The following is a 13379-nucleotide window of genomic DNA, read 5'->3' as shown; positions in this document are numbered from 1 at the left end:
ACCGCAAAACCCAAACAATATGATTTAAAAACATAGACTTACAGAAAATCCCCAGACTCGTCGCGGCGCCTTCACGCCAACTTGCGGGCGATCCGCCCCTGTTGGATACCGGGTAAGCACGGGGTGTCCGAACACGCTGCCCACCCACCTTGCCGGCCGCGCGATGCCGCGAATTTCGTCGGTCGAACGTCGCCCCTGCCTGGATCGTGTCGTGAGTCGTCCGGCTCCTGACGCCGCCCCCCTCCCCGAACACATCGACACTGATCAATTCATTCATTTTCATTACGCCGATATTTACATTTCCGATGCTTTGGAAACATGCGTCAGGCCCTATCCGTAAGACCGGCAATTACATCCAGTAATTTAGATGCGAATCATTCTCGTTTGCATTGACTTTATTGTTTGATGCTCCTACGATGCGCCGCGTTGCGTTCATCTTCATGCCTTGGCCACCCGTCGCCGAGCGTTCGAAGAGCGCCGGAAAAGCAGGACTCCAGATCAAATGGAACCAGGGGGTTAGACATGAAGTTTGCATCGTCCAATGGAGACGGCATCCGCGCGCGGCTGCGCCCGGCCGCGCGCGCGGCCCTCTTCGTCTGCGGCTCGCTCGTCAGCGCCGCCGCGTTCGCCGCCGCGTCCGTCGACGCGCAGCCGGGGGCTCCCGAAGCCGACCTCGCGATCCAGGCCAAGCCGACCGACATGTGGACCGGCGTCTGGACCCGCCAGAGCCTGCTCGGCGACATGGGCGGCATCCGCCCGTGGCTCGGCAAGTACGGCGCGACGCTGTTGATCACCGAAACCAGCGAATACCTCGCGAACCTGCGCGGCGGCCTGAACCGCGGCGGCACCTACGACGGGCTGACGACGGCGACGCTGACCGTCGACACCCGCAAGGCGATCGGCCTGCCGGGCGGCACGTTCAACGTCAGCGCGCTGCAGATCCACGGCCGCAACCTGAGCCAATACAACCTCGGCACGCTCAACACTGCGAGCGGCATCGAAGCGCAGGACACGACGCGACTGTGGGAGCTGTGGTACCAGCAGTCGTTCCTCGACAGGCGCGTCGACGTGAAGATCGGCCAGCAGAGCCTCGACCAGGAATTCATGGTCAGCACCTACGCGAACACGTTCGTCAACACGATGTTCGGCTGGCCCGCGCTGCCGTCCTACGACCTGCCGAACGGCGGCCCCGCGTATCCGCTCGCCGGACTCGGCGTGCGCGTGCGCGCGCAGCTCACGCCGAAGCTCACCGCGCTCGCGGGCGTGTTCGACGGCGATCCGCTCGGCAACAACCCGAACAACCTGAGCGGCACGAACTTCAACCTGCACAACGGCGCGCTCTACATCGGCGAGCTGCAGTACGCGCTGAACCAGCCGTCCGAAGGCGAGATGGACACCGGCCATTCGAACGGGCTGCCCGGCACCTACAAGATCGGCGTCTGGTATCACAACGGCCGCTTCGCCGATCCGCGCATCGGCACCGACGGTCTGTCGCTCGCCGATCCGGCATCGAACGGCAACGCGCAGCAGCGCCACGGCAACGCCAGCTTCTACGCGGTCGCGGACCAGATGATCTGGCGCCCGGACCCGACCGGCGCGAAAAGCCTCGGCGTGTTCGCGCGCGTAATGGGCGCGCCCGGCGACCGCAATCTCGTCAGCTTCGCGGCGAACGCCGGCGTCGTGCTGAAGGCGCCGTTCGAAGGCCGCGACAACGACAGCGTCGGCCTCGCGGTCACGTACATCAAGATCGGCAATCATGCGACGTCGCTCGACCGCGACCAGATCGCGTTCTCGAACGGCCCGTACGGTGTGCGCACGCAGGAGACGACGGTCGAGGCGACCTACCAGTACCAGATCAACCCGTGGTGGACGATCGCGGCGGACGCGCAGTACACGTTCAACGCAGGCGCCGGCCAGAATCCGGCCGACCCGACCCAGCCGCTGCGCAACACGTTCGTGCTCGGCGCGCGCACGGTCATCACGTTCTGATCGTCCGCGCGTCGCCACCTGCCCGCCCCGTATCCCGTTTTCGCGCGCCGGCCGCCGGCGCGCCTCCCAGGAGACTCCGCATGATCGAATCCGCCCCGCTTCGCCGCCTCGCGACGATCGCGCTGGCCGCGGCCGCGCTGGCCGCCGCTGCCTTCGCGCACGCCGAGCCGCAAGGCTTCCTCGAGACGCTGCACCGCCACGCGACGCTCGTCAACACGGTCCCGGACAACGGCGACCAGAACCCGTACGCGATCGCGGTCGCCCCCGTGTCGGCCGGCACGATCCAGCGAGGCGACGTGCTCGTCGACAACTTCAACAACGCCGCGAACCTGCAGGGCACCGGCAGCACGATCGTCAACTATCGCCCGTCGACGAAGCAGCTGAGCCTGTTCGCGTCGATCCCGCGCGACCTGAAGGCGTGCCCGGGCGGCGTCGGCCTGTCGACCGCGATGACGATGCTGAAATCCGGCTGGGTGATCGTCGGCAGCACGCCGAGCAACGACGGCACGACCAACACCAAGGGCGCCGGCTGCCTGGTCGTGCTCGATCCGCACGGCAAGATCGCGTCGACGTGGTCGACCCCGAACATCAACGACCCGTGGGGCAACATGGCCGTGGTCGACCGCGGCGACAGCGCGACGCTGTTCGTCAGCATGGCCGGATTCGGCGTCGGCGGTGCCGACGGCAACCCGCCCGTCTACAAGCAGGCGACCGTGCTGCGTCTCGACCTTGCGATCCCCAATGGCCAGCCGCCGGTGATCAAGCAGGAGACGGTGATCGCGAGCGGCCTCGGCGCGCAGGCGGACAAGAGCGTGTTCCTCGTCGGCCCGACCGGGCTCGCGTTGTCCGGCGACCAGAAGAAGCTGTACGTGTCCGATGCGATCGGCAACCGAATTGTCGAGATCGACGATCCGCTGACCCGCGACACGAGCGCGGGCGTCGGCCGACAGGTCACGGCAGACGGCTTCCTGCACCGCCCGCTTGCGCTCGCGACCGCGCCGAACGGCCATCTGCTCGCGACCAACGCGCTGAACGGCCAGGTGGTCGAGATCGACCCCGTCGCCGGCAAGCAGCTGTATGCGCGCTGGATCAACACCGACAAGGCGCAAACGCCGCCCGGCAGCGGCGACCTGTTCGGCATCGCGATGACGCCGGAAGGCGACGGCTTCTACTTCGTCGCCGACGATGTCAACACGCTGATGCTCGCGAAGTGACGGAACCGACCATGGCAGACGATCTCAACCAGCCGCCGCGCCCCGCGCGACGCGGCTTCCTGAAGGCCGGCGGCGCGGCGGTGGCCGCGGGCCTCGCGGCAGCGTCGATGCCCGCCGCGCATGCGGCCGACGCGCCGCCGCCGAACGCGCCCGCGCACGACGACGTCGAGCCGTTCTACGGCAAGCACCAGGGCGGCATCACGACGCCGCAGCAGCGCCACGCGTATTTCGCGGCGCTCGACCTGACTACGACCAAGCGCGCGGACGTGATCGCGCTGCTGAAAACCTGGACCGACGCCGCCGCGCGCATGTCGCGCGGTGAGACCGCGCAGCCGCTCGTCACGTCGGGCGGGGACGACGCGGCCCCCGTCGACGGCGGCGACGCGCTCGGCATCGGCCCCGCGCGGCTCACGATCACATTCGGCTTCGGGCCGGGGATGTTCGCGCTCGCCGGCAAGGACCGCTACGGCCTCGCGAAGCACCGCCCCGCCGCGCTCGTCGACCTGCCGCGCTTCAACGGCGACCAGCTGCTGCCCGAGAAGACCGGCGGCGACCTGTTCATCCAGGCTTGCGCGGACGATGCGCAGGTTGCGTTCCACGCGGTGCGCCAGCTCGTGCGCCTCGGCGCAAGCGCCACGCAGATGCGCTGGGGCCAGGCCGGCTTCACGTCCGGCAAGCCCGGCGAGACGCCGCGCAACCTGATGGGCTTCAAGGACGGCACGATGAATCCGCCGATGTCCGATCCGGCCGCGATGAACGAATTCGTGTGGGCCGGCAGCGAAGGCCCCGCATGGATGAACGGCGGCACCTACACGGTCGTGCGCCGCATCCGCATCACGCTCGAGCACTGGGACAACACCGAGCTCGGCTTCCAGGAGCAGGTGGTCGGCCGTCACAAGTACAGCGGCGCGCCGCTCGGCCAAAAGCACGAGTTCGAGCCGCTCGACCTCGACGCGGCCGACAAGGACGGCAACCCGGTGATTCCCGACAACTCGCACGCGCGCCTCGCGTCGCCGCAACTGAACAACGGCGCGCAGATCCTGCGCCGCGCGTATTCGTACAACGACAGCACCAACTTCTACATCGAGCGCTGGCCGCCGTGGCGCCAGCAGACCGAGTACGACGCGGGGCTGATGTTCGTCGCGCACCAGCGCGACCCGCGCCGCGGCTTCATCCCGATCAACGAGAAGCTCGCGAAGCTGGACATCATGAACCAGTTCACCACGCACGTCGGCAGCGCGATCTTCGCGTGCCCGCCGGGCGCACAGCCTGGTTCGTTCATCGGCGCGGCGCTGTTCGGCGCGTAGTTCGACACGCCAGCCGGCCTTTCCGGATTCACTACCCGATTACCGACATGAAGACTTCTCCCGTCAGCCGCCCGATGCGGCACCTCGTCGCCGCGGCCGCCGCTGCGCTGATGCTGGCCGGCGCGCTGCACGTGACGCCCGCGCATGCCGCCACGCTCACGCTGTACAACGCGCAGCACGAGCAGGTCGTCAACCAGCTCGTCAAGGACTTCGAAGCACAGAGCGGCATCAGCGTGAAGGTGCGCTCGGGCGAAGGCCCGGCGCTCGCCGCACAGCTCGTCGCCGAAGGCGACCGCACGCCGGCCGACGTGTATTTCACCGAGAACTCGCCAGAGCTGGTGCTGCTCGACCACAAGGGCCTGCTCGCGAAAGTCGACGCCGATGCGCTGAAGGCCGTGCCCGCGCGCTTCAACGCGACCGACGGCAACTGGCAGGGCGTGCTCGCGCGCGAGAGCGTGCTGATCTACAACACGGCCAAGCTCCAGCCGCCGCAGTTGCCCGCGTCGCTGCTCGATCTGGCGAAGCCGGAATGGAAGGGCAAGGTCGGCGTCGCGCCGAGCGACGCCGACTTCCTGCCGCTCGTGAGCGCGGTGCTCGCGCTGCACGGCGAAGCCGCGACGCTGCAATGGCTGAAAGGCCTGAAGACCAATGCGCAGATCTTCGACGACGAGGAAGGCGTGACGGCGGCCGTCAACCGGGGCGGCGTCGTCACCGGCATCGTCAACAACTACTACTGGGCGCGCCTGCACGCCGAGCTCGGCGACAAGTCGACGAAGAGCGCCGTGCATCACTTCGCGCATGGCGACGTCGGCGGCGTCGTCAACGTGTCGGGCGCCGCGGTGCTGAAGGCGTCGAAGCATGCGGCCGACGCGCAGAAGTTCGTCGCGTATCTCGTCAGCGAGCGCGCGCAGAAGCTGATGGCGACGAGTCACGTCAGCTTCGAGTATCCGCTGCACCCGGGCGTCGCACCCGACCCGATCCTCAAGCCGTTCAACGAGCTGAGCCCACCGTCGATGTCGTTCGAGCAACTCGGCGACGACAGCCAGGCCGGCAAGCTGCTGCGCCAGGCCGGCCTGCTCTGAGCATGCTCGACGCCGTTCCCGCCACGCCCACCGTCGCCGCCGTCGCGCCCGGCGCCGGCCGCGGCGCGGCACGGCGGCGCGCGCCGCGCGCGCTCGTCGCGGCCGCGCTGCTCGGGCCGCTCGCGATCCTGCTGCCGATCGGCTTCACGCTGTATCGCGCGGCAACGCTCGGCGCGCAGGATGCGCTCGACCTGCTGTGGCGGCCGCTCGTCGGCGAACTGCTCGTCAATACGCTGCTGATCACGCTCGCGGCAACGCTCGCCTGCGCGGTGCTCGGCACGGCGGTCGCGTGGTGCGTCGAACGCACGACGCTGCCGCTGCGGCCGCTGTGGGCCGCGCTCGCCGCCGCGCCGCTCGCGGTGCCGCCGTTCGTCACGAGCTATGCGTGGGTGTCGATCAGCCTCGACCTGCAGGACTTCCTCGGCGCGCTGATCGTGCTGAGCGCCGCGTACTTTCCGCTCGTCTACCTGCCGGTCGCCGCCGCGCTGCGCGAGCTCGACCCCGCGCTCGAGGAAAGCGCGCGCACGCTCGGCTGCTCGCCTCGGCAGATCTTCATGCGGGTCGTGCTGCCGCAGCTGCGCCCGGCGCTCTACGGCGGCATGCTGCTCGTCGCGCTCGGCGTGCTGTCCGAATTCGGCGCGTTCATGCTGCTGCGCTTTCGCACCTTCACGACCGAGATCTACGCCGAATACCGCACGTCGTTCGACGGCGGCGGCGCATCGCTGTTCGGCTGCGTGCTGATCGCGCTGTGCCTCGTCTGCGTGGCCGTCGAAGCGCGCGTGCGCGGCCGCGCGCGCTACGGGCTCACGCACCGCGCGGCGCGCCGCGCCGCGCTGCGCTACGAGCTCGGCGCATGGCGCGGCGTCGCCGTCGCGGGCTTCGTCGCCCTCACGGCCGCGACCCTCGGCGTGCCGCTCGCGACGATCGGCTACTGGCTCACGCAGCAAGGCGCCGCCGCGGTGACGCCGGCCGACGTGTCGCCCGCGCTGCTGTGGCACGCATCGCTCGTGTCCGCCGGCTACGGTCTCGCCGGCGCCGCGCTGACGACGCTGCTCGCGCTGCCGATCGCGTTCCTGCTGGCGCGCTTTCCGGGCCGCGTCGCAACGGCGTTCGAGCGCATCGCGATGACCGCGCAGGGCGTGCCGGGCATCGTGATCGCGCTCGCACTGGTCTCGCTGACGGTGCGGCTCGTCGAGCCGCTGTACCAGAGCGCGCCGATGCTGATCGGCGCGTACGCGATCCTGTTCCTGCCGCTCGCCGTCGTCAGCGTGCGCGCGGCGTTCCTGCACGTGCAGCAGCAGCTCGAGGAAACCGCGCGCGCGCTCGGGCTCGGCTGGCGGCAGACCTTCATGCGCGTCGTGCTGCCGCTCGTCGCGCCGGGGCTCGGCGCGGCCGCGACGATGGTGTTCATCTCGGTCGTCACCGAGCTGAACGCGACGCTGCTGCTGTCGCCGACCGGCACGCGCACGCTCGCGACGCAGGTGTGGAGCGACACGTCGCAGCTCGCGTTCGCGGCCGCCGCGCCGTATGCCGCGCTGCTCGTCGCGCTGTCGCTCGGCGCGTCCGTCGTCCTGTTCCTGCTGCTCGGCCGGGCCTCCGTGCGCGCGTGAGCCGCCATCCGCCCGCCCCGCCCTACCCGATCCCTCCATGAGCGAACTCCGAATCCGCGGCCTCTCCAAGTCCTTCGGCGCACACGCGGTGCTGCACGACGTCGACCTGACGGTGCGGCGCGGCACGCTCGTCGCGCTGCTCGGCCCGTCGGGCAGCGGCAAGACCACGCTGCTGCGCATCCTGTGCGGTTTCGAGCGTGCGGACCGCGGCACGGTCGACATCGACGGCCGCTGCGTCGCATCGGCCGACACGCACGTCGCACCCGAGCGGCGGCGCATCGGCTACGTGCCGCAGGAAGGGGCGCTGTTTCCGCATCTGACGGTCGCGGACAACATCGCATTCGGGCTGCCGCGCGCGGCGCGACGCGCGCAGCGGCGCGTCGGCGAACTGCTCGAGATGGTCGGCCTGCCGGCGTCGTATGCGAGCCGCGCGCCGCAACAGCTCTCCGGCGGCCAGCAGCAGCGCGTCGCACTGGCGCGCGCGCTGGCGCCCGAGCCGTCGCTCGTGATCCTCGACGAGCCGTTCTCGGCGCTCGACACGTCACTGCGGCACGAGACGCGCGGCGCGGTCGCCGTCGCGCTCGCCGCGGCCGGCGCGACGTCGGTGCTCGTCACGCACGACCAGCCCGAGGCGATGACGCTCGGCGACGAAGTCGCGGTGCTGTGGCAAGGCCGCCTTGTGCAGACGGCCGCACCGCAGACGCTCTACCGGCAGCCCGTCACGCGCGACGTCGCGTCGTTCGTCGGCCAGGCCGTGCTGCTGGCGGGACAGGTGCGCGACGGCCGCATCGTGTGCGCGCTCGGCGAGCTGCCGCTCGTCGCGCCGCTGCCCGACGGCCCGGCCGATGCGATGCTGCGCCCCGAGCAGATTCACGTCGCGCGCGCGGCGCTTGCCGACGCCGCATGCGGCCATCCGGCGCAGGTGGAATCCGCGCAATTCGCGGGGCAGGACGCCGACGTGGTCGCGCGCCTCGCGGCCGCGCCCGACACGCTCGTGCGTGCGCGGGTGCCCGGCCATCGCTGTCCAGCCGTCGGCGAGCGTGTCGCGCTCGCGGTCGACGGCGCGGTGATGGCGTACCTGCGCTGAGGTTCGCGGCGCGGGGCGCCGCACCTCACGCCCGCCCGCACGCCGGCATGCGGATCATTCAATGCGTCGCGTGCTTCGCCGTCTTGCCCGCGCGCGGCGGCGGCCGGCAGATCGCGCACGCCTTGCGCCCGTGCAATTCGTACTTGTGCCCGATGAACCTGCCGCCGCAGCGAGGGCACGGCGTCATCTGCAGGATCCCGCCGCTGAAGAAGCGCACGAGCGTCCACGCGCGCGTCAGGTCGAGCTGCACGTCCATGCCCGCATGCGTGCAGTGCTCGCGATACAGCCGATAACCCTTCGTCAGCGCGTCGAGGTGCGAGCAGCGCGCCTCGTCCTTGAGAAACAGGTAGGTGTTGTAGAACAGCGATGCGTGGATGTTCGCCTGCCACGTCATGTACCAGTCGGCCGACGAAGGCAGCATGCCCTTCGGCGGCGACGCGCCTTTCACCTCGCGGTAGAGCCGGATCAGGCGCTCGCGCGACAGCGTGAGCTCGGATTCGAGCAGCTGCATGCGCGCGCCGAGCTCGATCAGATCGACGGCGCGCGACACTTCGCGCGCGTATTCGATGAGGCTTGCCTTCGACACGGCCGCCCCCGTCACGCGAACTGCGCGGCCGGCTGGCCCGCCAGCAGGATCGCCGCATGCGTGTGCGCGACGTCGGCATGCATCGGCGACTTCGCGAGCGCGGACAGCATCGCGTGATCGCCGAACCGGAAGCCGCACAGCAGCTGGTCGCAGGTCGCAAGCCGCGTCGTCTGCGCGAGCGTCAGCGTCGACAGCAGCTCGGCGAGCGGCGCCGACAGGCCGAGCCGGAACATGCCCGCCTCGCGATCGTCGTGCAGCAGGCGTTGCGCGAGCATCAGATAAGACAGGTTGATGTCCCGAATCGAATCCAGCGTCTCGTTGTTATGGTTCACGTCTCTCTCCGTTGAGGCGGGGTCGCCGCGTGTGACCGGCGTGCATCGCCGGCCTGCCGTTCGTCATCGCTCCATGGGGGCGCCGTCGCGCGCGCCGCCGGACATACCCGGCGTTCAGCATCCGCCGCGCACGTCCGACACGCCCTCGGCAATGAGGCTCTTCGCCAGTTCGCGTAAAAGGTGCTCGGTCAACGCGCCGGCGCCGTTCTGGGCGAGGCGTTGCAATTCGATCAGGTCCTGGGCTGCGCGGCTCATGATGGTCTCCGTGTGGTTTTGAATACGGGTTGTCAAGCTGCTGGTTCGACAAAAAGGAAGCCAGCCACTCAAGCCTCATGCAGCGTTCGATCGCTGAACCGGGCACGGAGGCGTCCGTCGTGGGGATATCGGCACCTGCGTCGGGGGCAGGTTCGATCACGTCGGACGAAAAACGGAATACGTTTGTTGTGAGGAAAGTATCGGCAACGGCGGGCGTGATTTAAATCATCGAATGCCGATCTTCACGTCATATTTTTGCGCGCCGTGGTGTAGGGATTCGCCGACAGGGCCGGCGCGCCGCTGACAGCCCCGCGCGGCGCCTTCGCCCCCGTGTCAGCCGCGGCCCGCCGGCCCGCCCTGCGGGTCCGCACAGCACGCGCGGCACGCGCCGGCGACGGGCGCGAACGAGCGACCGTCCGTCTCGACGCAGGCGCCGAGCAGTTGCGCGAGCCCGCGCGCGCCTTCGCGCATCACGACGTCGTGATTCCATTTGAACAGCGGACGGGCCAGCGGCGCGAGCCAGTTCATCCAGCGCAAGTGCGTGCGGATGTGCCAGTCGTAGCGAACGACCGTGCGCTCGGCATCGCCGGCGAACGACCAGCGGCCGTCGCCCTCGACCGCGCCGCTCGCGCGGCCCTCGAGCACGCGCATCGGCTCGACGCGCAGCACGCGTATGTCGAAGCTCAGCCGGTACGGCAGCGCGCCCTTCCATGTGTACCGATGCAGCGCGCCGATGCCGTGCGGGTCGCCGCACTCGACCTCGACGGTCCGCTCCGCCCCCTTCCACCAGTCCGGCCACATGTCGACCTGGTAGATCGCGGTCCAGACCGCCGCCAACGGCGCGTCCACCCGCCACGTCGTCGAGAACCGGTACTCAGCCATGCCGCCTCCGGCATATCAGGGATCGAAGAAATGATCGGGGAACGCGACGTCGATCTCGACGTCGTCGAGCGTGACGGTCTCGAGCGGCCGGTCGTCGCCGTCCGCGAAGCTGACCACCTTCAGCGGAAAGCCGTCCCCGGCGTCGAGCCATAGCTGGTAGCGATGCACGCCCGCCACCGCATGCGCGGGCGCGCCGGTGACGGTGACGCGCAGCGCGGTCCGGCCGCCGACCGGCTCCTCGCCCTGCAGCACGGTCACGCCGCCTTCCTGAAGCGCGCGCACGTTGCGCAGCAGCTCGCCGACATCGGACTGGTCGACCCGGCGGCCGCTCGGGTCGCGCACGAGCGGATTGGCGGGCGCCAGCGACAGCGCCGGCGGCAGGTGCGCACCGAACGGCCGCACCCGCACCTTGCGGCTGACCGGATCGTAGACCAGCACCGCGCCATGATGCGGCGCAACGAAATCCATCCGGATATAGCCGGGCTTGCGGTACGCGTAGCGGATCTCGGTATGCTCGCCCTGCCGCGGCCACGCACGGATCGTCGCCCGGTACGAGCTCGCCTGCTCGAAATGCGTCTGCGCGACGGTCACGGGGTCTGCGGTCATGCTCGCTCCAAGCAACGCGGCGGCGGCCAGCCATCCGGCAATCACGGCGCCCCCTCGACCTCCAGCACGCCCTCCATGCCGCGGTCGCGGTGGCTCTTGAGGAACAGCAGCCGATGCGTGCAATAGTAGGCGAAGCGGCCCGCCTGCGTCGGCGTGAAGCGGAAGGTCCTCGGCGTGGTCGACAACTCGGTGCGCACCGCGATGCCGGCCTGCGGCGCGTCGATCGCGAAGCTGTGCGGCGTCAGCCCGGCCTCCTTCGACACCGTCAGCTCGACCGGGACGCGGGCCTTCACGATCACGTGGCTCGGGTGAAAGAAGTAGCTGCCGCCGACGATCGCGATCCGCTGCACGCCGTCGGCGTCGACCGGCACGCGCACCGGCGCATCGTCGGCGGCGCGCGCGGCGCCCATGCCGGCCGCGCCGGCCGCCAGTGCAAGCAACAGGATTCGGGCCGTCCGCCACATCGCATCCTCCGTTTCCGCGCTACGCGGCTCGTCATCCCTTCCACGCGTCGGTCGAGCCGCCGAGCGCGCCGCACGCTTCCATCGCGATCTCGCGCAGGCGCGGCTCGCTGCCGCGGCCGGACAGCGCATAGCCCATCCCGCGATCCGACCAGAAGTAGGTGCGGCGGCCGTCGGCAACGAGCGCGCGCGGCGCCACGCTGCGCCCGCCGAACACGGTCGCGTACAGCGTCACGCGCTCGCCGTCCGCGCGCTGGTACATGAACTGCGCGGCCGGCCCCGATACGCCGGGCAGCAGCCGCCCGCCGATCAGCGTGTAGCCGTATTCGGCGAGCGACGGCGCGCGCACCGGCTGGCCGACGCGCTCCGACAGCCACGCCGCGAGCCGCTCCGGCTCGCTCGCGCCGATTTCGACCGGGTGCTGGAGATCGATCGCGTACACCGCGTACGCAACGTCCGCGCGCGCGGCAAACGCCGGCGTCCCGCCGAACGTCGTCCATCCGGCATGCAGCGCGAGGCCGAGCAGCAGCCCGGCCGCGAGCCCGCCGAGGCCGGCCGCGACGGCGCGACGCCACGATGCGCGGCGCTGCACGAACAGCACCGGCGCCGCGCCGGGCAGCGGGAACAGCGCCTGCAGCGCGGCGCGCTGCGCACGGTAATGCGCGAATCGTTCGGCATCCTCGTGATTCGCCTGCAGGCGTTCGAGCACCTCGCTGCGCTCCGGCCCGGACAGCTCGCCGTCCAGCAGCGCGGACAGCAGCCGGGCCGACGCGTCCGCGTCGTGTTCGTTCGAGGGCTTGCGCGAATCGTCCATCATGTCTTCCTGATCACCCGTAGCGCGGCGTGCTGGCTCGCCGACGCATCGTCCGACAACAGCGCGCGCATGTGCTCGCGCGCCCGCGCCAACCGCGACATCACGGTGCCCACCGGCACCGCCAGCACCTGCGCGGCCTCCTGGTAGCTCAGCTCCTCGAGCGCCACCAGCAGCAGCACCTCGCGCTGCTCGACGGGCAGCCGGTACAGCGCGCGCTGCACGTCGCGCAGCAACAGCCCGCTGATCTCGCCCGCGGGCGCGGCCATCGTCTGCCAGGGCGCGGTCGCGTCATCCACCGCGATCTCGCGCCGCGCGCGCAGCTGGTCGATGAAGCGGTGACGCAGCAGCGTCAGCAGCCACGCGCACAGGTTGCCGTCGACGCGCGGCGGCTTGTTCAGCGCGCGTTCGAGCGTGTCCTGCACGAGATCGTCGGCCCAGGCCGGGTCGCCCGTCAGCGCGCGTGCATACCGCGTCAGGCGCGGCAGCCATACCAGCAGGTCCGATTCGTAGCTCATCCGGACACCTCGCGCAGGGTCGCGCCGTCACGGCCGCGCAACGTGCCACATGCCGCCCATCCCGTCTCCTCCCGCGTCACCCGGCTTGCCGTCCGTCTTCCACCGGTACAGCGGGTGTCCCTTGTACGCCCATTGCATCTTGCCGTCGTCGCGCTTGACGAGACTCCATGCACCCGACGCCTTGTCATAGGCATCGGCGAGCGCCGGCGGCCAGCTGGCCGTGCAGGCGCTGTCGCACTGGCTCTTGCCGGGCGCGTCGCGATCGAACGTGTACAGCGTCATCCGGTCTTCGTCGACGAGCTTCCCGCCGCTGACCTGCGGCAGCTCCGCGGCGGCGGGCAGCGCCGCCCCGATCGTCAGCGCGGCGACGAGCAGCATCCGTTTCATTCCCGCTCTCCTTCGCATGGCATGGCGACGCACACGGCGCCGCCGGGCGCGGACGCGGCCGTCGCGAAACGGGAGAATCGACGCCATCGTGAAAATTATCCCGCCGCGCGGCCGCGCCGTGACTCAGTAAATAAACGGACGAGCGCAGCCGATTATTCCCTCGCGACCCGACAAATGCGTGGAAGCGGCAAGTGACGGCCGGGTTCGCGGGGTGCGCAAGCGGGGTCGAATGGAAAAGGCGGCATGACATCG

At 70.1% G+C, this 13379-nt stretch carries 15 protein-coding genes; 6 read left to right on the top strand and 9 right to left on the bottom strand.

Annotation, left to right across the window (positions count from 1 at the left end; translation table 11 throughout):
• The first annotated feature begins 522 nt into the window (after positions 1-522).
• The 6 genes from HWX31_RS04205 to HWX31_RS04180 all read left to right on the top strand — a co-directional run bounded on the left by HWX31_RS04205 (position 523) and on the right by HWX31_RS04180 (position 8289).
• Positions 523-1989 carry a carbohydrate porin gene (locus HWX31_RS04205; RefSeq protein ID WP_059661307.1) on the top strand — a complete coding sequence of 489 codons (1467 nt, stop codon included), beginning with the start codon at positions 523-525 and terminating at the stop codon, positions 1987-1989.
• A gap of 80 nt (positions 1990-2069) precedes the next feature.
• Positions 2070-3203, top strand: coding sequence for an NHL repeat-containing protein (locus HWX31_RS04200; RefSeq protein ID WP_059661309.1), 1134 nt, complete (start codon positions 2070-2072; stop codon positions 3201-3203).
• An 11-nt stretch (positions 3204-3214) separates the two neighbouring features.
• A complete protein-coding gene (gene efeB, locus HWX31_RS04195; RefSeq protein WP_059661465.1) occupies positions 3215-4510 on the top strand; it encodes an iron uptake transporter deferrochelatase/peroxidase subunit in 1296 nt (431 codons plus the stop codon).
• Positions 4511-4557: 47 nt separating this feature from the next.
• Entirely contained in the window at positions 4558-5592 is a 1035-nt protein-coding gene (locus tag HWX31_RS04190) for an iron ABC transporter substrate-binding protein (RefSeq protein ID WP_059661311.1), read from the top strand.
• A 2-nt stretch (positions 5593-5594) separates the two neighbouring features.
• Positions 5595-7202: an ABC transporter permease gene (locus HWX31_RS04185; RefSeq protein WP_175933871.1), complete on the top strand. Its 1608-nt coding sequence runs from the start codon at positions 5595-5597 to the stop codon at positions 7200-7202.
• Between the two features lie 37 nt (positions 7203-7239).
• Positions 7240-8289, top strand: coding sequence for an ABC transporter ATP-binding protein (locus HWX31_RS04180; protein ID WP_174964756.1), 1050 nt, complete (start codon positions 7240-7242; stop codon positions 8287-8289).
• Between the two features lie 58 nt (positions 8290-8347).
• Here the strand turns inward: HWX31_RS04180 and flhC are convergent, their stop codons facing one another.
• From flhC to HWX31_RS04135, 9 genes are all read right to left on the bottom strand, one after another.
• The gene (flhC, locus tag HWX31_RS04175) at positions 8348-8875 is read right to left on the bottom strand and encodes a flagellar transcriptional regulator FlhC (RefSeq protein ID WP_174964757.1); all 528 of its coding nucleotides are present in this window, start codon (positions 8873-8875) and stop codon (positions 8348-8350) included.
• An 11-nt stretch (positions 8876-8886) separates the two neighbouring features.
• The gene (gene flhD, locus HWX31_RS04170) at positions 8887-9207 is read right to left on the bottom strand and encodes a flagellar transcriptional regulator FlhD (RefSeq protein ID WP_174964758.1); all 321 of its coding nucleotides are present in this window, start codon (positions 9205-9207) and stop codon (positions 8887-8889) included.
• 114 nt (positions 9208-9321) lie between these two features.
• Positions 9322-9462: a hypothetical protein gene (locus tag HWX31_RS04165; protein ID WP_088500702.1), complete on the bottom strand. Its 141-nt coding sequence runs from the start codon at positions 9460-9462 to the stop codon at positions 9322-9324.
• Positions 9463-9795: 333 nt separating this feature from the next.
• Positions 9796-10344: an SRPBCC family protein gene (locus HWX31_RS04160; protein ID WP_174964759.1), complete on the bottom strand. Its 549-nt coding sequence runs from the start codon at positions 10342-10344 to the stop codon at positions 9796-9798.
• A 15-nt stretch (positions 10345-10359) separates the two neighbouring features.
• Positions 10360-10950 carry a LolA family protein gene (locus HWX31_RS04155; protein WP_415493313.1) on the bottom strand — a complete coding sequence of 197 codons (591 nt, stop codon included), beginning with the start codon at positions 10948-10950 and terminating at the stop codon, positions 10360-10362.
• Between the two features lie 41 nt (positions 10951-10991).
• A complete protein-coding gene (locus HWX31_RS04150; RefSeq protein ID WP_174964761.1) occupies positions 10992-11414 on the bottom strand; it encodes a cupredoxin domain-containing protein in 423 nt (140 codons plus the stop codon).
• 31 nt (positions 11415-11445) lie between these two features.
• Positions 11446-12228 carry an anti-sigma factor family protein gene (locus HWX31_RS04145; protein WP_174964762.1) on the bottom strand — a complete coding sequence of 261 codons (783 nt, stop codon included), beginning with the start codon at positions 12226-12228 and terminating at the stop codon, positions 11446-11448.
• Positions 12225-12740 carry a sigma-70 family RNA polymerase sigma factor gene (locus HWX31_RS04140; RefSeq protein WP_059490513.1) on the bottom strand — a complete coding sequence of 172 codons (516 nt, stop codon included), beginning with the start codon at positions 12738-12740 and terminating at the stop codon, positions 12225-12227. The genes HWX31_RS04145 and HWX31_RS04140 overlap by 4 nt, the downstream gene beginning before the upstream one ends.
• Positions 12741-12767: 27 nt before the next feature.
• On the bottom strand, positions 12768-13127 hold the full coding sequence (locus tag HWX31_RS04135) for a COG4315 family predicted lipoprotein (protein ID WP_174964763.1): 360 nt from the start codon (positions 13125-13127) through the stop codon (positions 12768-12770).
• Positions 13128-13379: the final 252 nt, after the last annotated feature.

The organism is Burkholderia ubonensis (genome assembly GCF_902833085.1).
In the GTDB taxonomy this organism is placed as follows: domain Bacteria; phylum Pseudomonadota; class Gammaproteobacteria; order Burkholderiales; family Burkholderiaceae; genus Burkholderia; species Burkholderia ubonensis.
The sequence above is the reverse complement of the archived record's forward strand: the minus strand, read 5'-3'. Positions and strand labels throughout refer to the sequence as shown.

Bases quoted from the DNA above. Each gene is read 5' to 3' on its own strand.
- HWX31_RS04205 (WP_059661307.1), top strand. From the start codon at position 523: ATGAAGTTTGCATCGTCCAATGGAGACGGCATCCGCGCGCGGCTGCGC.
- HWX31_RS04200 (WP_059661309.1), top strand. From the start codon at position 2,070: ATGATCGAATCCGCCCCGCTTCGCCGCCTCGCGACGATCGCGCTGGCC.
- efeB (WP_059661465.1), top strand. From the start codon at position 3,215: ATGGCAGACGATCTCAACCAGCCGCCGCGCCCCGCGCGACGCGGCTTC.
- HWX31_RS04190 (WP_059661311.1), top strand. From the start codon at position 4,558: ATGAAGACTTCTCCCGTCAGCCGCCCGATGCGGCACCTCGTCGCCGCG.
- HWX31_RS04185 (WP_175933871.1), top strand. From the start codon at position 5,595: ATGCTCGACGCCGTTCCCGCCACGCCCACCGTCGCCGCCGTCGCGCCC.
- HWX31_RS04180 (WP_174964756.1), top strand. From the start codon at position 7,240: ATGAGCGAACTCCGAATCCGCGGCCTCTCCAAGTCCTTCGGCGCACAC.
- HWX31_RS04165 (WP_088500702.1), bottom strand. From the start codon at position 9,462: ATGAGCCGCGCAGCCCAGGACCTGATCGAATTGCAACGCCTCGCCCAG.
- HWX31_RS04160 (WP_174964759.1), bottom strand. From the start codon at position 10,344: ATGGCTGAGTACCGGTTCTCGACGACGTGGCGGGTGGACGCGCCGTTG.
- HWX31_RS04155 (WP_415493313.1), bottom strand. From the start codon at position 10,950: ATGACCGCAGACCCCGTGACCGTCGCGCAGACGCATTTCGAGCAGGCG.
- HWX31_RS04150 (WP_174964761.1), bottom strand. From the start codon at position 11,414: ATGTGGCGGACGGCCCGAATCCTGTTGCTTGCACTGGCGGCCGGCGCG.
- HWX31_RS04145 (WP_174964762.1), bottom strand. From the start codon at position 12,228: ATGATGGACGATTCGCGCAAGCCCTCGAACGAACACGACGCGGACGCG.
- HWX31_RS04140 (WP_059490513.1), bottom strand. From the start codon at position 12,740: ATGAGCTACGAATCGGACCTGCTGGTATGGCTGCCGCGCCTGACGCGG.
- HWX31_RS04135 (WP_174964763.1), bottom strand. From the start codon at position 13,127: ATGAAACGGATGCTGCTCGTCGCCGCGCTGACGATCGGGGCGGCGCTG.